This is a genomic window from Nostoc sp. NMS9, assembly GCF_017114995.1.
Classification (GTDB): Bacteria; Cyanobacteriota; Cyanobacteriia; order Cyanobacteriales; family Nostocaceae; genus Nostoc.
The window spans coordinates 1-19,939 of record NZ_JABXKL010000109.1; the positions used below are offsets into that span (position 1 = coordinate 1).

The following is a 19,939-nucleotide window of genomic DNA, read 5'->3' on the forward strand; positions in this document are numbered from 1 at the left end:
CTATTTAATTACACTTGATTATAACCCATCAGAATTAATGGGACAGACCACTAGTCGCAGTATTAAGTAAAGTTTGAGCCTGCTTTGTGGTTATTTGTGACTGTTGCGGGTGTGGAACCTAGAAATAATGCTGCTGAAAGAGCTATACGCCATGCTGTCATTTGGAGGCGTACCAGTTTTGGTTCTCAAACCCAGGCTGGTAGTAATTTTGTGCAAAGGATGTTGACCGTTGTCACTACTCTTAAGTTTCAGCGTCGAAATGTCTTAGAATTTATGGCTCAAGCAGTGAGCGCCAAACACCAAGGTAAACCTTCTCCTACTCTACTTCCTCAAATTCCTCTAGCTTCTACTGTTGTCAAAAATGCTGCTTAAAACTCTCGAAGTTATACGGCTTTATTTCCCGAATTGAATCAGTCTGCTGTTTCCTTGTGTTGAACTATTACTCTTTGATAGGGTTTTGCTGTCTTATTATTTGCGATCGCCCCGTGGTCGATTACCGTTGCGGCTTGTTGGCAGTAGTAAGGATTATCGTAAAATTCAATCGTCCGAGTACTTCTCTACTACCAATGATGTGGTACTAAACGATGCTTTTAATATCTTGGTAGAAGTTGTAGACGCAATTGATCAGGTTGAACAAGCCACTCAACAGTAAACAGGAAGAATCTCAATAAATAGGAGCAATAACATGACGTTAACTCTTGATAATCACTCTCAAAACCAAGAATCGTCTTTAACTAAAGCATTGCGACAAATACAGCAGTTAAATTCCAGAATTCAGGAATTAGAGCAGCATCATCAAGACTATATGCGTTCGCAAAAGAATTTGATTGCTGCCATTGCTGAGATTTGTGTTTCTCCGATGCAAGAAGTACAGGCGCTTCGTATTCTGATTTATCGGGGAGAAGCAGCTTGTCGGCAGTACTTGCGTTCACTGCTAATCAAACAAAGTCAAGCTTCATAGAGGTGAAATGTTCTTCGTTAATCCAAGAGATTCAGGAGGTCAGGCGGTCCGTGATTCCGGTTCTGTGCGTGATATTTCCAAAACCCGACGTAACCAATATGAAGTTTGTCCAGCAGCAGATTGTTTTTGTTCGGCATCCGACCAAATATTGTCCCAATTGAATAGCCATCGAGTCAACATGCGACCTAAGTCAACCAACTCTGCTGCTCTATCAATGTCATCTGCTTTCACCATATCTGGTACAGTCCACTCGATAAAGTATCGACTTTCTTTGACCAGAGTCAGCATCAATTCCTGGGATGATGGCTGTGTCCACAAGGATTGAATTTGCTCAAGGTGTGCAGCTAGATGATGCAAACGGGTAGTCACATCATCTTGTATGAAAATTTGTTGTCTCGGTGTCAATTCGATCATAAATTTCCCAGGAATTCGATAATGATTTGAGCAACCCTTTCTCTAATATTAGAGTCCAATATCTCCATTGACCTATTTTGCCGGGGACGAAGATTGACAATTGATTCAAAAATTATCTTCCCAGTCAAAGGCATAAAACTGGCTGCCCAGATATTTTCTTGCCGACTACCATCACCCAACAGAGCCTGTTCGCAATCATAGTGTAAATCACCGCCACCAATCAGTACCCGACGTTCGATATCGACTGCGGTTTTGATGTAGAACTTGTGCTCTTGGAGCATTTGTTCAATTTGCTCAGGGGTGGCGCGTTCGCGTAACAGCAGAATCATTTAAATCTTAGCCTCTGTCAAAGAAAGGCATTTCAATTATTGCAAGTATCACTGTATTACTGGCAGTTTAACCGGAAAAACAATTTTCTAGAAGTGAATATGAACACTCCAAAAGTTATTACCATCCCTGATGGACATCACCAAAATATTCGTTGGGACAAAGAACCAAGCAGGGATTGATTGTAGGCGTTCAGTATTGTTTATTTGAAAACTTGGTGGCTCCTGAACACTATGGTTCATGGCGATATGCGGTACTAATTGGCACTGAAGATGAACAAGTAGAATATGTTACGGAGTCGGGAATTAAATTACTTTCTGCTCAAGAATTGCGATTGGAGATGGAAAGCGAGATTGATTTTTGTCAGCGCAAGATTCAGAACCTAATACAGCAGCTAGAGGTGATCTAAAAAATCGGTCCTTAATTTAGAAATAGCCCCAGAAGCCCGTTTTTTTGCCCATCTTTCAGCCGTGCCGCTTTGACTTATGACATCGCTAGTCTTTACCTAGACTGGATTTGAGGCATTTTGGTCATCTGTGTTATTCCTCCGTAGGTATTGCTGATTCGTCTACTAAAAATGTTTCCCAGTCAACTGTTTCAATATCGAACACGTCTTTCAAGCCGTTGTTTTTGAGTATGTCTGCAATTAGTTCACTAACCGTAGAGTGATTAATAGCCGCTTCTTGTTTCAAGTCTTGGCAAACTTCTCGCCAATTCCCATCACTGGAAACCCGATCAATTAAAATGCGCGTTTGGGAGTGAAAATTTGATTGCCTGTGTTTTGGAAAATATCTTTCTGCCATTCGCCGCCAATAAATCCTTTATCGGCGATCGTTTCCATGAAACTGCATCAAAGACAATTGCCTGACCCATTCCGACACTGTTCAATAGCTTTAAATGTAGTCCTTATTCCACATAGCTTAGAGCTTTTCTTAGTGCCATTCGCCTCTGTAGTCTTTGGTTCGTCGGGTCATGATCGGAACTTCGTTGCAGTCCTCGAACTAGCAAATGTCAGACGAAATCATCGCCGACGGCCAGATAGGCCAAGAGGCTAAGAGTTCTGGATTTTTTACGTTGTACTTACTGAGAAAGGCTTTCCGAGTGCGACAAGTCTAATTAAATCAGCTGCTTTTTCGCCGATCATAATAGTGGGTGCATTTGTATTTCCTGTGGTGATTGTTGGCATGATGGATGCATCCACGACACGCAACCCCTCAACCCCATATACCCGCAGTTCAGGGTCTACAACTGCCATTGGATCAGTACCCATTTTGCAGGTGCTGACTGGATGATACACCGTATTGCAAACTTCTCGGACGTAAGCAACGAGTGCTTCATCGCTCTGCTTCTCTGCACCAGGAGCGACTTCCTGACCACGAAACTCATCAAAGGCACTTGCATGGAACAAATTACGCATTAATTTAATCCCAGCAACGAGTTTTTGCACATCGGCTTCACTTTGTAGATAGTTTAGCCTAATCATCGGTGCGTCTTGGGGGTCGGGTGAACGCAAACTAACACTTCCAATGTTTTTAGGATGGGTCAAAGTCTGAGTTAAATATATGCAATTAACTCTAACTTGTCGTCCACTCAGAGTTGAAACTTCTGCTCAATAGAATGATTGATGAATCAGTTCATCTCAAAATGGAAGGTTGGCTCCAACTTTAGTTGGAATCCAAATTCAAACCTTAGTAGGATTTTTTTGGCGAAGGTATTGTCATTTCAAGCGCTCTAGTAAACGATCGCCCACTCGCAAGGAATTGGCGATAATGGTCAGTGTGGGATTGACGGCAGAACTGGATGGAAAGAAGCTGCCATCGACTAAAAATCTGACAATTGAATACCTAAAACACATCCTTCATAGTTGTTGTTTTGTCAGCGCCTAAGTCTTACTAGAAGATAAAATAATCAACAGTTGGCTCTTGAACGGAAAGAGTTTTTTATACCCTCCTAGTGGGCTATTCTCGGTGGGTACTTAGCTTGAACATAGAGAACATCTCACAATACTTCTCGGTTTTTGCAGTTCAAAAGAGGAATTTAGTTTAGGAGAAAGGAGAAAGGTTTTTTCTTTCACTTTTCCCTTTAACCGAAAAATATTGCAACATCTCAGTAGCTTCCAAATAACTACATAGTCAATATCTTACTTAGATGTTTATACTTAAACACTCATCTTTGCATACTCTTCACATTATGTGCTGCTCAATGTATATACCAATACTAAACTTTGTCTATTCTTCATCTACCTCTAGTTTTTAAGCAATAAAAAAACAGTAGGCAACTGTTTGAATAAGTGATAAAAAATACATGTTTTCCTTTTTGAATGCTGCGATCGCTTGTCCATTTGCACCGATTGGAGCAATCTTTCTACTTCCTGGCTAATGCGTCATCGGTTGGGACTTAAGGCGGTGCTGATGGATCTGATGGCTGGGGTTGAGATTAAAGGCGACGAGGCAATGATTGAAACTTTGGCAGAGTTCTCCAAAGTAGAATCGGCTTCAATGTCGGAAATAATGTTAAACACAACACACTTCAGTCTTAATCTTTGAAATAATCTATCTGTTGCAGTTTTTACTGCAATTTTTGTAGCTGTTCCTAAATTCCAATTATTCAGCAACAACCGCACTTCTCGATTAAGAGAAACACGTATCATCTTCTCCTAAATCAATCATCCCTTGATGATCATAAAATTCTTCTGCTCCTGGTAGCGAATGCAACCCAACTCTACCCTCATAACCTAGTTCTAGCTACAAATCATTATTATTTTTCTCTCGTTGTACGAAACCACTCTCCCAAATTGGGAGAGGGGAGCATAATTCTCCAATTCCCCTTCTCCCAACATGGGAGAAGGGTTAGGGGATGAGGGCAACTCTAGACGCTTTCTCTTACCTAACTTTTTCCTGAAGTTGACACCAATGATGGTATACCGTGCGCCTACGGCAATCCATAAAGGCTTAGATGCGCGATGGCAGCAATCCATTGAAGTAATTTTGCTGAAAAACGGGAAGACTATGGTTACTCCCTAATGGGGAATTTCTATGAAAATCCTGAACAGCAAAATGCTCAAAAAATCTCTACTTAACTGTTTAATTTTACCTTTTTCTCTAGTGCCCTGGCTCTGTGTGGGAACGCTTTTTGATTCCCAAGCCAATGCTTTACCAGGGCAAAGTACAGAAGAGGTAGGCACTTGGATTAAAGCACATCCGACACTCCGCCCTAGGAGAGGGGAGCAATTATTTGTGCAAAAGACTGATACTGCTGCCCAACGATTCACTTTTCAAGCGTCGGTATTGCCTCCCGGTAGGGTGGAGTTTTCTAAAGACCGTGGCACAATTCGGACTGAGCGCATTACTATGTATGATGCTATTAACGGCATGACATTTGCGCGTCTCCAAGAATCCTTGCGGGTGATTTATGGCTTGGAGATTTATCAAGACTACGATCGCGCCCAAGTGGTGTATCAATATCCCAACCAGAAGGTAGTTAATTCAGCCCGTCTAGCCAAAACTCCGATTCGGGAAGCCTTAAAGGGAGAATTGCGAGTAGGCGATCGCTATGTATATTGGGTGGAAGTTGCCCAACCCAAGAATGGCAAAGCTTTTACCGGTCAAATGACCGTTTTGCTCAAAACTGACCTAGACAAGTTAGAAAATGAACTGCAAATTCGTTAATGGGCGACAAGAGGAGGCAGGAGGCAGAAGTTCTTTAATTTTGAATTTTGAATTTTGAATTTTGAATTGATTCCTCCCTCATCTCTTCCCCAACTCCATCTGAGCTAAGGTTTGCCATATACCCGAAAAGATACTTTCAGCTGCTAAGGAAATTCGTAGTAAATCTTCTTTGAGTAGTGGTGGCCAATCAACCCCGGCTTTACGCCCTGCGCCAAATAGCTGTTGCGCCTTAATGCTTAACTGATAAAGGGCCAAAGCCAGTTCTCGGTCTAGGCTCTTTGCATCTTTGAGGGCTTCAAACACCACTTTCAATGCCAACAAAATCGAAGTGATCTGACCGGGTACCGGCGGTTTGCCCTGTTTCATACGCGTTAACAGCGCATCTGGGTTTTCCTCGGTTGTGATTGTCTGATCTATGAGGAGTTTCCTAGCTGTTTCGTAATTCATGTAGTCAGTTTAGCGTACATTTTGCTTCAGCAATAATACTTAATTAAAAAGTCATAAAACAGCTTTCTAGTTATTTATAGCAATGTCTGATGATTTGTGAAATGATAGGCATGGGGAAAATGATCGGGAATTGACGATACTCTAGGTTAACCAGATAGACTGAATATAATATCTTTGAAAAATTCACCTTACTAGGAGTCAGAAGTAAAATGTTCTCACCGAATTTACTAGAAATTGAGCGCTCTATCCTTGCCTTGTCTGTAGAAGAACAACTTTGGCTGTTAGAAAGTATTGTTCGACAAATCCGAGAAAGGGAGTATGTAAAAGATAAATTTGCTGATGGTAAAAATCTAGAGGAACAACTGCAAGTTACCGCTATCGAGCCAAAGATAAAAATACAAACTACTGCTATAAATGATGAGTTTGCAATTTCTGAAATACTCTGATATGTAGGAATAATCATTATGAAATTGCCAGACTTAAAAAGTTAAATATACAACTTATTGGTGAGCGATCGCCTGTTCACTACCAAACAAGTCGTGCAGAAGTTTTGTCTACACTAATTATGCAAGTAAAATGTGGCATATCTTACTCAGTTATCTGGCTTACTACAATAGATGAAAAAAGAAAAACCTTGGTTTATATTTTCTGAAAAACCAATACTGCTCATCAATTCAAGTTTGCTAAATCTTTTGGTTTTTAAACTATAGGGCATTGGAGAAACAGCTAATTTTTTTTTAATAATAAAACCAGCTTTTTGAATCTTTGCAATCAATTCGTCGGGTGTATATTCAATCTTATGTTCAGGATGTACAAATCCTCTACGTACCAAAAGCTTTGTAAGCTGACGATTTGGCGTATCTAAACAAAATGATCCACCTGGTTTGATGACTCTAAAGACTTCTTGAATTACTTTCTCGGCTTCTTCTTCTGTTACATGCTCAATGCTTTGTCCTGACCACACAAGGTCAACAGTATGTTCTGGAAAATTAGATAAATCTGCCATTGACCGATAGATATAATTAATTTTTGTAAGATTATCTGGAGTTATGAATTGCTGGGGATATTCCTCAGATTGCGGATTATAAATTCTTTCCTCCCGTGGTAGATCAACAATATCCAACTGTTGCGGATTGTACGGATAACCCATGACCATGAGGGCACCTTCTGGAGAAGCAGGGCAAGAGCCTCCTAAATCGAGAATATACTCAGCCTGTGGTAATATTTCCTGTACGAGTTTGACCCTTGCCAGGTGATGCGCCTCTATGCCTGTTCGAGAAAAGAGTTTTTGTTCAATCCCAATTGGTAGCATTAAATAAGAGAGAATAACCTGAATTCTTGAAAAATTACCTTGGTCAAGATTATCTTTGTAGAATGAAAGTTCTTTCTCTGAAGGTGGAGAAAATAAAAAGTATGCATATACTAAATGAACAAATTCTTCATTATTTGGTGAGCGCCAATTAGAGAAGTAGAACAACTCTAGAAAAATAGCAAACCAAAATATACGAATTATATCTTCAGGATAATATCTGGCATACCTAAAAATCTTAGAACAAAAAACACCATATTTAACTATCATTTCATTTCGATCTTTAGTCATAGTAAGCACCTATATAGCAATCCTAAATGATATGTGAAAAATTTTAATTAATATTAAGATAGGCTTTACCCATCAAAATCTGGATATAGTGGGCAAACCACATCCTACGTGTATTTTAAAAATGAAATAGAAATCCTATATTTCTCAACTGTACTAAGAATATTAGTATATTTTATGCCACGCAAACAATGACTGCGATCGCCTAGTTTTGGCGGGTAAGCGCTCGCAAAATCAGATTAGTCTGTATACAGTGAATTTGAAATTTTAAATAATAATTAATATTTCGTTACAAATTTGGTTTGTTTAACTGTACATAACTGTACATAGTTGTTAAGCAATAAATACCATAGATAACTCCGATGTAATCTTTAATAGATTGACTTTTATTTCATATATCTTTACATTTTCACCACATTTTGGTAAAGCAATAGTGCAAATACGCTCTGATGATGTTGCTGATTATCAGTCAATAGAGACAATCTCGCAAAAAAAAATTTTAACGGTGCTTATTACATTGTTTGAAGTTATGTAGCCTTTTGATTACGGCCTATCAACCACTGCGGTAGACTATGCGTTGATTATGATTCTTTCGCAGAGAAGAACACTCGAAAGGAGCCGTTTATTCAATGTCTCATTCCGTAAAAATCTACGATACCTGCATTGGCTGCACCCAATGCGTCCGCGCTTGCCCTACTGATGTACTTGAGATGGTTCCTTGGGATGGCTGTAAAGCTGCTCAAATTGCCTCTTCACCCCGTACAGAAGACTGCGTAGGCTGTAAGCGTTGCGAAACCGCTTGTCCCACCGACTTTTTGAGCATCCGGGTTTACCTGGGTGCTGAAACAACTCGCAGTATGGGTCTAGCTTACTAAAAAGCTGAGTGCTGATCGGAGTGCTGAGTGCTGAGTGCTGAGGAGCCAGTGCGTTGCGGTGAATCCAGCGCTGTAGGCGGGTTTCCCGCCGTAGGCGACTGGTGAACCCGAAGGGAGGTTCCCTCCGTTGTAGCAACTGGCGTTGCTGAGATAAAAAGAAGTAAATTAGAAATACAATTTTTTGATTCTTCACTCGGAACTTGGAACTCGGCACTCAATACTTTTAAGTGTCTCAATAGCAAGCACCTTTACGATCGTAGAGTGGACACTGCCCACCTTACGAAATCGCAATTTTAGATTGGGGATATAATCTCTGGGTATCTAAATCCTAGAAGCTGTATTTGTACCGTCAGGTCAAAAGCTGACGGGAATCCGCTGTAAAAAAACCTAAAATCCATAACAATACCTAGTGGTAGAGGGAGTATTTTACTCCCTTTTTTCTTTCCAAAATGTCCACTTTATGCTACCGACTATACTGGATTTAATCATCTTGAAAAAAGTGGCGTGAAGAATGTGCGGAATTGTTGGATATATAGGCACTCAAGCGGCGACAGACATTTTACTTGCTGGACTGGAGAAACTAGAGTACAGGGGCTACGATTCGGCTGGAATCGCCACTGTTTGGGAAGGTGAGGTCAATTGTGTGCGGGCAAAGGGCAAACTCCATAACCTGCGTTCTAAACTGGAACAAATAGAAACCCCTGCCCAAATTGGTATTGGTCACACACGCTGGGCAACTCATGGTAAACCAGAAGAACACAACGCCCATCCCCATTTGGATACGGCAAAGCGAGTGGCGGTAGTGCAAAATGGCATTATCGAAAACTACCGCGAGTTACGCGAGGAACTCAAAGCAAAAGGACACGAATTTCGTTCTGAAACCGATACCGAAGTCATTCCCCATCTGATAGCCGAATTTTTAAAGAATCTTCCCCCCTCATCTCCCTTCCTAGAGGCAGTTCGCCAAGCCGTTAACCACTTGCGCGGGGCGTTTGCACTTGCAGTTATTTCTGCTGACTATCCCGATGAATTAATTGTTGTCCGCCAACAAGCACCTTTGGTAATTGGTTTTGGTCAAGGGGAGTTATTTTGTGCGTCTGACACGCCAGCGATCGTTGCCTACACTCGTGCGGTGCTACCTCTGGAAAATGGCGAAATTGCCCGCCTCACACCTTTGGGCGTTGAGATTTACAATTTTGCTGGCGATAGGTTGAAAAAACAACCCCGACTGCTCAACTTCAATCCAGCAATGGTTGAAAAGCAGGGATTCAAACACTTCATGCTCAAAGAAATCCATGAGCAACCAGGGGTAGTAAGAGCTAGTTTAGACGCATACTTTAATCCAACCGAATCTACCGAATCGCCAATCAATCTTGGTTTACCTGAAGATTTATATACCGATTTAGAACAAATTCAGATCGTCGCCTGTGGTACAAGTTGGCACGCAGCATTAATCGGAAAATATTTACTCGAACAACTAGCAGGAATTTCAACTCAAGTACATTATGCTTCTGAGTATCGCTATGCACCATCACCCGTGACGGCTAACACTTTGATCGTTGGTGTTACCCAATCAGGTGAAACAGCCGATACCCTAGCAGCTTTGACGATGGAAAAAGAACGTCGCCAAGGGAAAGAACCCAAATATCAAGCGCGACTACTGGGTATTACCAATCGCCCCGAAAGCAGCCTCAGTCATCTAGTACCGCATATTATCAGTACTTTAGCGGGAATTGAAATTGGGGTAGCGGCGACGAAAACTTTTACCGCTCAACTGATGGCGTTTTATGCTTTGGCATTGGATTTAGCCGCTCGTCGTCAGACAGTTTCAAAAGATACATTAGATCAAATTATTAATGGGTTGCGGCAGATTCCCAAAGAAATTGAAGCAACTTTAGAAAGTCAGGAACGTTTAAGCGAACAGCTAGCCCACGAATTCGCCGAAACCAAAGATTTTATTTTTGTGGGAAGGGGAATTAACTTTCCGATTGCTTTAGAAGGGGCGTTGAAATTAAAGGAAATCAGCTATATTCACGCTGAAGGATATCCGGCTGGAGAAATGAAACACGGCCCGATCGCACTTTTAGATGCGAAAGTACCAGTAGTTGCGATCGCAATACCTGGTAGTGTTTACGAAAAAGTTATTTCTAATGCCCAAGAAGCCAAAGCCAGAGATTCTCGTTTAATTGGCGTGACTCCAGTTAAAGATGGCGAAGCTGCGGAAATCTTTAACGATCTTCTTCCCGTCTCTCATGTTGAAGAGTTACTTTCTCCGATTCTGACAGTAGTTCCTTTGCAACTATTGGCTTATCATATTGCCGCCCGTCGCGGTTTGGATGTCGATCAACCTCGTAACCTTGCTAAAAGTGTTACTGTAGAATAGTATTATTTTATACTTAAAATTAAGTGTGGAGGAATAATTCGGTTGAACAATTAATAATTCGGCTAAACAATTAATAATTCGGTTAAACAATAACCCTTTACAGAGTACGCTTGTATTAAGAAGATATGCGATCGCTCTCAGGGGTTATTTTTATGGTTAGAGGCAGAGGAGAATGGACACAAGCCAAATTTGAGCGCTATAGAAAAGAAGGTCGTGGGCGGGGGAGTGGTAAAGACTATAAGCCCTGGATTACAATCCAAGATTTTCCCTCGAAAGGTCGGTCGTCTAGGACTCCTGGCTGGAAAAGCAACCGAGTACATCATTTCTTGTCAGACCAAGAAAAACGATTATTTTATTTATTTGAGTGGTCAGATGTCGTCACAGATACAAGAGAGCAATTCCCTCTAGACGACCTTGACTTAGCAATGAGTATCGCTACGGAGATGGGTATAAAGTATCCTGTAGACCTACAAAGTGGTACTCCTTATGTCTTAACAACTGATTTCATGCTTACAGTAAATCAGAATGGAAAGCAGGTTCAGATTGCCCGAACAGTTAAGCAATCAACAGAGCTAGAGAAAAAGCGAGTAATTGAAAAATTGGAATTAGAGAGGCGGTACTACTTAGCAAAAAGCATAGACTGGGGAATTGTTACAGAAAATGAAATTCCAAGGCTATTAGCGGAGAATGTTGAGTGGATTCATCCTGCCTATAAATTAGAAGCAAATTCTGAAATGGATATTGCCCAATTACATGAGCTAGGAACTATTTTAAAATCCAAGCTTCAGGAACACGATACGGCAATAAATAGAGTAACTACCGCTCTAGATAAAGAAATGAATATCAAGTCTGGTACATCACTTTATATTTTTAAGCATTTAATTGCCGCAAAACAAATCATTATAAATATGTTGGAGACAAAAATATCTGCTTGTCCTTCCAGCAAAGTTATCGAAAAAATTATATTTTGAAAAATTACTTGGTAAGTAAGATGCATGAAAATTTATTTATCAATGACCTTATCGAGTGGGAATCAGATGGGAATAGTCAACTGATTGAAAGAATTATTTGGATCGACGAAGGTTATCTTATTGCCTTTGTTCTTGATGTTAATTCTAAAAAAGGTTTACCAGAACCGAAGAAAGTATCTGAAATTTTAGAAGCTATGTCTGAAGGTCTTGCATTTAAGCAGAAACAAGACCCTTGGGCAAGAATAATTCGTGAGGAAAATTTAACAGATAGAGATAAAGAGTATAGAGATAAAGAGTATAGAGATAAAGCTTGGGAAATAATTTCATCTTTAGTTGTCCAGGAACCTTCAATATATTATAGGAATATTCGAGGTTCTCTGGTAAGGCAAGTTATTAAAAGCTATAACGAAGGAAGAGAAAAAGATAAATTAGTAGAAAGAACTGTTTATGGATACATGAGACGATTTTGGCAAAGGGGAAAAACAAAAAATGCTTTGATACCTGATTTTATCAATTCATCAGGTAAGGGTAAAATTAGAGGAGATTCAAACAAAAAGAGAGGAAGGCCTAAAAAATATTCATACGACCCAGAAATTGGTGAAGGGGTCAATGTCACGGAAGAGGATAGGAGAATTTTTAGAATAGCTATTAGCAGATTTTACAATAATCCAAAGGAAAACTATTTCACAACTGCCTACGAATTGATGGTAAAGGAGTTTTATAAAGAAGGAATCAGATATGACGAGAATGGTGTTAGAAAATCTATTCTAACTCCGACTGAGAAAATACCTACAATTACTCAATTCAAATACTGGTATCAAATTGAGCAATATGATGTAACAAAAACTTTGACATCTCGAATAGGAGCGAAGAAATTTGCTCTAAAAAATAGAGCTATTTTGGGAACCTCTAAGATGGAAACTATTGGCCCCGGTTCTCGATATCAAATTGATGCTACAGTCGGAGATGTATATTTAGTTTCTAAATACAATCGTAACTGGATAATTGGTAGACCAGTTATATACGTAATTATTGATGTTTTTAGTCGAATGATAACGGGTTTTTATGTCGGTTTAGAGGGGCCGTCTTGGATAGGAGCGATGATGGCTTTAACTAATGTAGCCGCAGATCTACCTTTATATAGAACAAAAGCAAGCTTTTGAACTCAATAGCGATCACCTTATACTTTAGTATTCCCACCCACAGAGGTATAAATCACAGCCAGCTGTATCAAAATTACTAGTTTGTTGGCGAAAAAAGATACTTTCGTTTGTACCATCTCTGGCTTCCTACTTTCTTTGCAAACTGCCACAAACATTGCCTCTGGTGATTAAATCTTATTTCCAAGTTTGCAGCGTTTCTTTGAGATAGCGATCGCTCCTGATACCATATCCCAAAAGCGCTTCGCTATATGCTGGATTTCTGCATTCAAACGGAAGCTTGAGGTAAAAGGAATCTACCTCAGTGGTTGCAATACTTCTTGAATTCCTTTTTGGCTTGGTTCGGCTATCTGACAATGCTGCAATGAAGAATTATTGTGTAAAAAGTGGGCTACGTGAGGAGAGAAGAGGAGATGCGATCGCTTAATCGGGCGATCGTGATTCTTATTTGCGTATATTACACACTATGGAAAGAATAATTTTGTGCCTGTACAAATGCTGCGATCGCAGTTTTTTGTAAACCATCTGGCTATAATTTACAGTTTTACAAAGGCTTTGAGAATTGCCAGCAGTTTAATAACTGCAAATATACTTACGTTTTATTTCGCCGCGTTACTTATTTAACTAAAGCAAATTCGATAACAGTATTATTCTAATTCAGTATTAAAGAGAAAAAGCTAATGAGATAAAGTGAGCAGCAATACTAGGGATGGTATGTTGACAAATTCAGGTTTTATCTCCCCATAGCTGACTTAACAGGAACTTTTCATTAGTAACAGCCGTATACTCATTTACGGGGCCAGTAAATTTACTGTCTGCAACTTCTTCCTGCTTGTTGGGATTCTAAAGATTTAATCTGAATTACGGATGAAAAACTCTCAGCTAGACACAACCCTTGAGTATTATAAGACTGCAATTGACAAGCTAAAAGCAGCTGGTACGTCTATAGATACTGAGCAGGTTCTGGAAGTGTTAAATGCTAGGAATGCTGTGCAGGTGGCTTTAAAGGATGCAACATTCATTTCTACCAGCAGGTTAAAGCAGCTTCTAGAGTTAGATGCAGAACTCAGGAAACAGGCAGGACAGATTAACAAAGTTATCAAAGCTGAACAATTTGCTCTCTGGCGAGAAAGTATACATCTCCCTGCTGAAGCTTGGTGGTGGAGGTTGGAAAATCTTAGCCCTCCCCACAAGTGGGATAGTTTGGATTGGTTGTGGAAAGGTTTGGTAGTTGCTGGTTGGACTGCTAACCTCAGTTTACTGATTAATATTGCTACTCGCTTTTTCAGTGGGGGAGCAGGATTATTGGGAGCTTCTGCGGTTATTTTGCCAAGTATTTTGGCATTGCTACAGGCAAGTAGTGAACTAACTAAAGCTGGTAAAGAAGGATTTGACAAATTACTCACAAGGCTAAATATTCCCCAACACTTACAAGAAGAAGCTAAGTTGGGGTCAACTTTATTAATGACAATATTTTTACTTGGTTTTTGGTTGGCTCTACCGTCAATTGCTCAGTTATATAACCGTAACGGGTTAAATAATTACAAAGAAGGAAAATTAGGGGCAGCAGAACAAGACTACCTCAAAGCAATTTCCTTGGATGCCGATAATGCGGATGCTCATTATAATCTCGGCAATCTTTACGAAGATTTACAAGACTTTGAGAAAGCCCGGAAGCATTATCAAATCGCAGTGGGAAGTGATGTTCCTGATGCTTACAATAATCTAGCTCGCTTATATATCCAGGATAAAAAATATTCCCAGGCTACAGCTTTGCTACAAAACGGACTGGTGAAAGCTAATGAGCAGAATAGCTCATCCGAAGTCAGATATAGCCTTTTTAAAAATTTAGGATGGGTGAGGTTTGAGCAAGGCAGATATGAAGAAGCACAACAAACCCTACAAGCAGCAATTGGGATTGCGAATAACCCAGAAGTAGCAAAGTATATCGGGAATACTGGTGCGGCACACTGTATCTTAGCTCAGGTAATGGAGCGGCAAAAACAACCAACCGCATTGGAGCAATGGCAAAAGTGTTGTGAACAAGGTTCTACTCTCAATGCTGATGAGGACGCATGGTTACATCTAGCTCAACAAAAGTTACTTAAGCCAGGGACGCTACGCAGATGCTGAACCTCTGTTTCGCCAAGCTTTAGAAATGAGAAAACGCTTACTGGATGAGCAGCATCCTGATGTGGCAACTAGCTTGAATAATTTAGCATTCCTGTACTTAAGCCAGGGACGCTACGCAGATGCTGAACCTCTGTTTCGCCAAGCTTTAGAAATGAGAAAACACTTGCTGAGTGAGCAGCATCCTGATGTAGCAACTAGCTTACATAATATAGCAGGATTTTACGAGAGACAGAAACGCTACGCAGAAGCCGAACTTCTGTCTCGCCAAGCTTTAGAAATGAGAAAACGCTTACTGGGTGAGCAGCATCCTGATGTGGCAACTAGCTTGAATAATCTAGCAGCACTGTACTGGGAACAAAGTGACATCAGCCGCGCTCTTGAGTTTTTCACACAAGGAATAACAGTTCAAGAACACAACTTAGCTCTCAACCTGGCTGTGGGTTTCGAGCGGCAGAAACGTGACTATATAAATAGCATCTCTTATACCGCAGATGCTACCATTTCCTTACATCTAAATTCTGCCACTAACAACCCCAAGGCTAATAGTTTAGCCCTGAATACGGTGTTACAGCGTAAAGGACGCATTTTAGATTTCCTCACCAATAGCCAGCAAATTCTGCGTCAACGCCTTGACCCAGAAAGCCAGAAACTATTAGATGAGTTATCTCAAACCTACACTCAACTTGCCTATCTATTTTATAACCGACCAGAGACACTTGATCTTGAGCAGTATCGGACTCAAGTTGCTCAAGTTGAAACCAAAGCAAAACAACTAGAAGACACACTTAGCCGTCGCAGTCAAGGATTTCGTCCTCAGTCTCAACCTGCCACCCTCGAAAATATTCAAAAATTAATTCCTGCTGATGCAGCTTTGGTGGAACTAGTCCGCTATCGACCTTTTAATCCCAACGCATCGCTAGGTAAAAACTTTGGGAAACCTCGTTACGCGATATACATCCTCTCGGCAAAAGGAGAACCAAAAGGTATTGACTTAGGCGATGCTGAAACAATTCAAAAAACCCTAGAATCATTCCGCGATGATTTGCGAGATAAAGAAACTCCTATTGCCCAAGTTAAACAATCGGCTCGTGACTTAGATAAAATTCTCATGCAGCCAGTACGTAAACTCTTGGGTAATACTCGCAAAATTCTACTCTCTCCAGACAGCGCTCTCAACCTCATTCCCTTTGAAGCACTGGTAGATGAAAATAACCGCTACCTAGTTGAAAACTATTCTTTCACTTATCTTACCTCTGGACGAGACTTGCTCAGACTACAAAACCATTCTCCCAGCCAACAGCCACCAGTCCTCATTGCTGACCCTAATTTCGATCGTCCTGGTGAAGTAGTTGCACGTCAACCTAATGCTAATAGTATTGATGCAAAAAATACCCGCTCTATTGACCTGTCGCAGAGAACATTTTCTCCTCTAGAAGGTACTGCTGAAGAAGCTAAAGCAATTTCGATTCTCTTAAAAGTCAAGCCTTTAACAGGTGCTAAAGCTACAGAAGGTGCAGTCAAACAAGTTAAAAGCCCCAGGATTCTGCATATCGCCACGCATGGTTTTTTTGAAAATGCCTCAGCAAACAAAGAGAAAACCACACTTGCTGATAATCCTCTATTACTATCAGGATTAGTTTTTGCTGGGTTGAAGCCTCGTCAAAGTGGTGGCGAAGATGGCATTCTCACTGCCCTAGAAACAACTTTACTAAACCTAGTCGGCACAAAACTGGTGGTTCTATCTGCCTGTGATACTGGTTTGGGAAACATTAATGCTGGTGAAGGCATTTATGGTTTGCGTCGCGCTTTGGTAATTGCTGGGTCTGAAAGCCAGATGATTAGCTTGTGGAAAGTGGCAGATGATGCTACCAAAGACTTAATGGTAGCCTACTACAAAAAATTGTTGGACAACCAAGGACGGAGTGAGGCGCTGCGCCAAACTCAATTAGAGATGTTAAAAGGTGAGAAGTATCAGCATCCCTACTACTGGGCTGCGTTTATACCTTCTGGTGATTGGACGGCGATGGATAAGTGAATTGGCTTTGAGAGGTTAGGCGATCGCTCTATATTACCAACTTAATATGAAATAGAGTGCGATCGCGACTGAGGTATTTTTGCGAACACTACCATGCCAGCAATAGAATTAGAAGATGTTTAAAATTTTGAAGAGTCCGTCAAACTATTGTTATATAAAGCTTTTCAAAAATTGTTTAATCGTTTTATTTGTTTATTAGGCTAGGAATCAAGTATCTTTCAAAGTCATGAATGAAATTGTTCAACCGTTATTTATTCTTTGCCACGAAATAACAAGCATTTGAGGCGCTAAAATTGTTCAACCGAATTATTTATCTACATCTTTAATAGATCAGTAAATGGTTCTAACCTTTGGAAATTAGTTCAAATCTTAAGAGTAGTAGAGAATAAATTATCAGAAGTACAAAAACAACGAGATGGAAGAGAAAAGTTATTTGCTACTCATAGTAATAGGCTCATACTACACCTTGTTTACAAAGCCTTGCCAGAGAATTTTTTTAGCATATCATCTGATTTAAGCCCAGTACAAATTGATGATATTCAATCTATGACCTCAAAGTTCTTGGGAAGTATTATGAGTGAAAGTAGCAACCTATTTCCAACTTCCTATCCGGCAAATATCTTCCGAAATGTCACAAAATGTCAGGAAATTGTGGAAAAAATTTTAAATTGAAGTTACTTTCAGAAGGTGCAAAATTTCTCATACAACGTTTATCTAATATCTACTCCTGTGACGTTGCCACGGAATCGCACCATTTCCTCACTTGCATTAAAATGCACTGCTATTTCTGTCTGTGTCATTTGACACTGAACAGCCCAGAGTAGACCCCGCCGAGGAATTTGAAAACACCCACCTAAATAAGTCGCTTCATCTTCATCGGTCTGTCGGCGCAGAGGAAGCCCGGTATTTGGATCAAAGCGGACAATTTTGTGTCTTAATAGCAGATGTCCAAACTCGTGCATCAGGTTCGACTCGCGTCGCGCGGGAATATGGCGTGGATTGTTGACAATCCAGAGTGGGTTTTGATTAATAATTCCTGCTGACCATTGGTCGCTATCGAGCAACACCGCTACTACAGAAGGATCTAAAGTGGAAATCTGTTCAGGTGTCAAAATTGTTGCACCTAATTGAGTTGCAAGCAAATCTGCTGGTAATGGCTCAAATGCCCGTAAATTTAATAAACTACGTTGTTCGGTGGCAATTCCTTCACACCTTTGCCTGAACTCAGTTGGTAATTTTCCTGTTAGTGTCATAATTCTTTTTAATCCGGCTGTTGGTTGTCGCTTTGTTGAGAATTATTGCGATACGCTGCTTTGACTAATTCTGCTAGTGCATTAGCGATCGCCGGATCGAGTTTTTTTGATGCTCGCAATTGAATTTCTATTGTCTCTGGTGTATTCGAGTCGCAGGAAGCTTCGGATTCTTCTGTTTTCTTAAATAGTTCAGCAGGCGACACTTGCAGCCAATCGCAAAGTACTAAAAAGGTTTCCATATCGGGCATTTTGCCATTTTCTACCCGTGAGAGTGTAGAAGAACTAACATTTCCTATTTCTTTAGCTGTGTCTCGCAGCCCTTTGCCCCCTCGCTTCGTCTTCACCATTGCAGCCAATAAAACTGTGTCTAAGTAATATCCCATGCGTACTTACTGTTTCATTGATGAAACGTGTTTCTTTATTGTCTCACATCAGCTATAGTTGTTATGTGTTCTTAAAAAGACACTGTTTCACTAAAGAAACACAATATCCAAAGCTTGCTTTATACAAAGGAGGTACTCCTTGGATAATAGCGAAATAATCATATTTGATTTGTTGGTTGTTGGTTTAGCAGAGTTTTTTCGTCCAGATACTCAATACCAACTCCCTAAATACCCATACCCTGATTTCTTACAGCGTGCCTCCAATACTCTGGCATTGAAAATGACAACTTTTTTTTATCCACGTACTTTAGAAGGTCTTTTGGCTCTTTTAGAAAAACCTTTGCAAACATGGTATCCACTGGTAATTCCGAAGGAGTTTGACTCAGAATATGGCTTGATATACGATAGAGCGCTAAGTGAGGAAGCAAGCCAGTATTTTTACGAACAGTTGATAAAACGAGGGCAACTTCCTGAGTTTGCTTCTGTGAAAGTACAACAAATTGCATTGGAGAACTTTCAGTTTCTGAGATTGCTGGACAAGCTGCAACAAGCTAATGAACAGGATGCTGAACGCTCTCAAAGGGAATATGTTTTGCTGCGTCAATTTCTAATTACGAATCCTTACACTACTTTAGGGCAGCTTCGTAACACCTTTTCTCAAACGCGTTATATCTCTATTGATGATGTCGGCGATCTGTACGAAGACTGTAAGGAAAATGAATCTTATTGGTGCTGCGATCACTGCGGCCCTTTAATTAAAAAACATGGACATTTACGTGGCATTAAGCCAAGCGTCTGCAATGACCATCGTAAAAACTTGTCCTATGTTCGGCGCATTTCTGAGAAGCAAGGTCTGCGTCGTCTCAAGTTTGGCATTCATTGGCGTGTCTGTTTGCCTGGTATCCCAGAGATACGTCTGTTCCATGCTTTAGAAAAGCTACATAAACAACAGCCAGAATATCTTTGCGAAGTTCAACTGTGGCCTGGTATTGACCGTTACGACCTGGGACTACAATTTGGTGACGGCTCAGTGTGGGCTGTAGACATCAAAGACTACCGAAATCCGTATGATTTGGCTTTGCAACTGAAGCCGATATTCGGGGAAGGCGATTTGCGCTATGACGAAAGTTTTTATGTTATTCCTAACCATCGTCTGCATCAGCGCCAAGATTACATCGAAATTCTGCGTGAAGAAGCAACAGGATTGCCAAAAAGCACCCATCTTTTCAGCGATACAGCTTTTGAAGAACGAGTCAGAGCCAAGATAATGCACCTAAGGGACTTGCGAAAAAATAAAGTACCAGCCATTCGAGAATATTTAGGAAGCGCGGA

The 19,939-nt window shown here is 40.5% G+C and carries 21 protein-coding genes and 1 pseudogene; 13 read left to right on the forward strand and 9 right to left on the reverse strand.

Annotated features, from left to right (window positions below; translation table 11 throughout):
• Positions 1–66: 66 nt before the first annotated feature.
• The 3 genes and pseudogenes from HWQ40_RS35350 to HWQ40_RS35360 all read left to right on the forward strand — a co-directional run.
• Positions 67–372 (forward strand): annotated as a pseudogene (locus HWQ40_RS35350) (transposase); the annotation flags it as partial.
• Positions 373–457: 85 nt separating this feature from the next.
• Positions 458–652 carry a hypothetical protein gene (locus HWQ40_RS35355; RefSeq protein WP_292787314.1) on the forward strand — a complete coding sequence of 65 codons (195 nt, stop codon included), beginning with the start codon at positions 458–460 and terminating at the stop codon, positions 650–652.
• A 33-nt stretch (positions 653–685) separates the two neighbouring features.
• A complete protein-coding gene (locus HWQ40_RS35360; RefSeq protein ID WP_292787316.1) occupies positions 686–961 on the forward strand; it encodes a hypothetical protein in 276 nt (91 codons plus the stop codon).
• Between the two features lie 39 nt (positions 962–1,000).
• Here the strand turns inward: HWQ40_RS35360 and HWQ40_RS35365 are convergent, their stop codons facing one another.
• On the reverse strand, positions 1,001–1,375 hold the full coding sequence (locus HWQ40_RS35365) for a hypothetical protein (protein ID WP_292787318.1): 375 nt from the start codon (positions 1,373–1,375) through the stop codon (positions 1,001–1,003).
• Positions 1,372–1,704 (reverse strand): DUF5674 family protein, encoded by a 333-nt coding sequence (locus tag HWQ40_RS35370; protein ID WP_292787320.1) that lies wholly within the window; start codon positions 1,702–1,704, stop codon positions 1,372–1,374. The genes HWQ40_RS35365 and HWQ40_RS35370 overlap by 4 nt, the downstream gene beginning before the upstream one ends.
• Before the next feature lie 152 nt (positions 1,705–1,856).
• Between HWQ40_RS35370 and HWQ40_RS35375 the strand changes: the two genes are divergently transcribed.
• A complete protein-coding gene (locus tag HWQ40_RS35375; RefSeq protein ID WP_292787322.1) occupies positions 1,857–2,111 on the forward strand; it encodes a hypothetical protein in 255 nt (84 codons plus the stop codon).
• Positions 2,112–2,241: 130 nt separating this feature from the next.
• Here the strand turns inward: HWQ40_RS35375 and HWQ40_RS35380 are convergent, their stop codons facing one another.
• From HWQ40_RS35380 to HWQ40_RS35390, 3 genes are all read right to left on the reverse strand, one after another.
• Positions 2,242–2,505: a hypothetical protein gene (locus tag HWQ40_RS35380; RefSeq protein WP_292787324.1), complete on the reverse strand. Its 264-nt coding sequence runs from the start codon at positions 2,503–2,505 to the stop codon at positions 2,242–2,244.
• A gap of 266 nt (positions 2,506–2,771) precedes the next feature.
• The gene (locus tag HWQ40_RS35385) at positions 2,772–3,215 is read right to left on the reverse strand and encodes a GMC oxidoreductase (protein ID WP_292787326.1); all 444 of its coding nucleotides are present in this window, start codon (positions 3,213–3,215) and stop codon (positions 2,772–2,774) included.
• 870 nt (positions 3,216–4,085) lie between these two features.
• Positions 4,086–4,352 carry a hypothetical protein gene (locus HWQ40_RS35390; RefSeq protein ID WP_292787352.1) on the reverse strand — a complete coding sequence of 89 codons (267 nt, stop codon included), beginning with the start codon at positions 4,350–4,352 and terminating at the stop codon, positions 4,086–4,088.
• Between the two features lie 406 nt (positions 4,353–4,758).
• Between HWQ40_RS35390 and HWQ40_RS35395 the strand changes: the two genes are divergently transcribed.
• On the forward strand, positions 4,759–5,370 hold the full coding sequence (locus HWQ40_RS35395) for a hypothetical protein (RefSeq protein WP_292787351.1): 612 nt from the start codon (positions 4,759–4,761) through the stop codon (positions 5,368–5,370).
• Positions 5,371–5,448: 78 nt separating this feature from the next.
• Here HWQ40_RS35395 and HWQ40_RS35400 read toward each other — a convergent pair whose 3' ends face one another.
• Positions 5,449–5,817: a Dethiobiotin synthetase gene (locus tag HWQ40_RS35400; RefSeq protein ID WP_292787328.1), complete on the reverse strand. Its 369-nt coding sequence runs from the start codon at positions 5,815–5,817 to the stop codon at positions 5,449–5,451.
• A 209-nt stretch (positions 5,818–6,026) separates the two neighbouring features.
• On the opposite strand from HWQ40_RS35400, the gene HWQ40_RS35405 reads away from it, so the two are divergent.
• On the forward strand, positions 6,027–6,263 hold the full coding sequence (locus HWQ40_RS35405) for a hypothetical protein (protein WP_292787330.1): 237 nt from the start codon (positions 6,027–6,029) through the stop codon (positions 6,261–6,263).
• A gap of 146 nt (positions 6,264–6,409) precedes the next feature.
• Here the strand turns inward: HWQ40_RS35405 and HWQ40_RS35410 are convergent, their stop codons facing one another.
• Positions 6,410–7,417, reverse strand: a complete 1,008-nt coding sequence (locus HWQ40_RS35410) for a class I SAM-dependent methyltransferase (protein WP_292787333.1) — start codon at positions 7,415–7,417, stop codon at positions 6,410–6,412.
• A gap of 626 nt (positions 7,418–8,043) precedes the next feature.
• Between HWQ40_RS35410 and psaC the strand changes: the two genes are divergently transcribed.
• From psaC to HWQ40_RS35440, 6 genes are all read left to right on the forward strand, one after another.
• Complete coding sequence (gene psaC, locus HWQ40_RS35415) at positions 8,044–8,289, forward strand: photosystem I iron-sulfur center protein PsaC (RefSeq protein WP_015175986.1); 246 nt, start codon at positions 8,044–8,046, stop codon at positions 8,287–8,289.
• A 511-nt stretch (positions 8,290–8,800) separates the two neighbouring features.
• Complete coding sequence (gene glmS / locus HWQ40_RS35420) at positions 8,801–10,672, forward strand: glutamine--fructose-6-phosphate transaminase (isomerizing) (RefSeq protein ID WP_292787335.1); 1,872 nt, start codon at positions 8,801–8,803, stop codon at positions 10,670–10,672.
• A gap of 326 nt (positions 10,673–10,998) precedes the next feature.
• Positions 10,999–11,643 carry a TnsA endonuclease C-terminal domain-containing protein gene (locus HWQ40_RS35425; RefSeq protein ID WP_292787338.1) on the forward strand — a complete coding sequence of 215 codons (645 nt, stop codon included), beginning with the start codon at positions 10,999–11,001 and terminating at the stop codon, positions 11,641–11,643.
• A 20-nt stretch (positions 11,644–11,663) separates the two neighbouring features.
• On the forward strand, positions 11,664–12,806 hold the full coding sequence (locus HWQ40_RS35430; protein WP_292787341.1) for a hypothetical protein: 1,143 nt from the start codon (positions 11,664–11,666) through the stop codon (positions 12,804–12,806).
• 864 nt (positions 12,807–13,670) lie between these two features.
• Positions 13,671–14,936 (forward strand): tetratricopeptide repeat protein, encoded by a 1,266-nt coding sequence (locus HWQ40_RS35435; RefSeq protein WP_292787342.1) that lies wholly within the window; start codon positions 13,671–13,673, stop codon positions 14,934–14,936.
• A gap of 25 nt (positions 14,937–14,961) precedes the next feature.
• The gene (locus HWQ40_RS35440) at positions 14,962–16,971 is read left to right on the forward strand and encodes a CHAT domain-containing tetratricopeptide repeat protein (RefSeq protein ID WP_292787344.1); all 2,010 of its coding nucleotides are present in this window, start codon (positions 14,962–14,964) and stop codon (positions 16,969–16,971) included.
• A 710-nt stretch (positions 16,972–17,681) separates the two neighbouring features.
• Here HWQ40_RS35440 and HWQ40_RS35445 read toward each other — a convergent pair.
• Positions 17,682–18,224, reverse strand: coding sequence for an ImmA/IrrE family metallo-endopeptidase (locus HWQ40_RS35445; RefSeq protein ID WP_292787346.1), 543 nt, complete (start codon positions 18,222–18,224; stop codon positions 17,682–17,684).
• Positions 18,225–18,232: 8 nt separating this feature from the next.
• Positions 18,233–18,607 carry a helix-turn-helix transcriptional regulator gene (locus tag HWQ40_RS35450; protein WP_292787347.1) on the reverse strand — a complete coding sequence of 125 codons (375 nt, stop codon included), beginning with the start codon at positions 18,605–18,607 and terminating at the stop codon, positions 18,233–18,235.
• Positions 18,608–18,746: 139 nt separating this feature from the next.
• Here HWQ40_RS35450 and HWQ40_RS35455 point away from each other — a divergent pair.
• The coding region (locus HWQ40_RS35455; RefSeq protein WP_292787349.1) for a hypothetical protein at positions 18,747–19,939 on the forward strand (1,193 nt) is incomplete at its 3' end.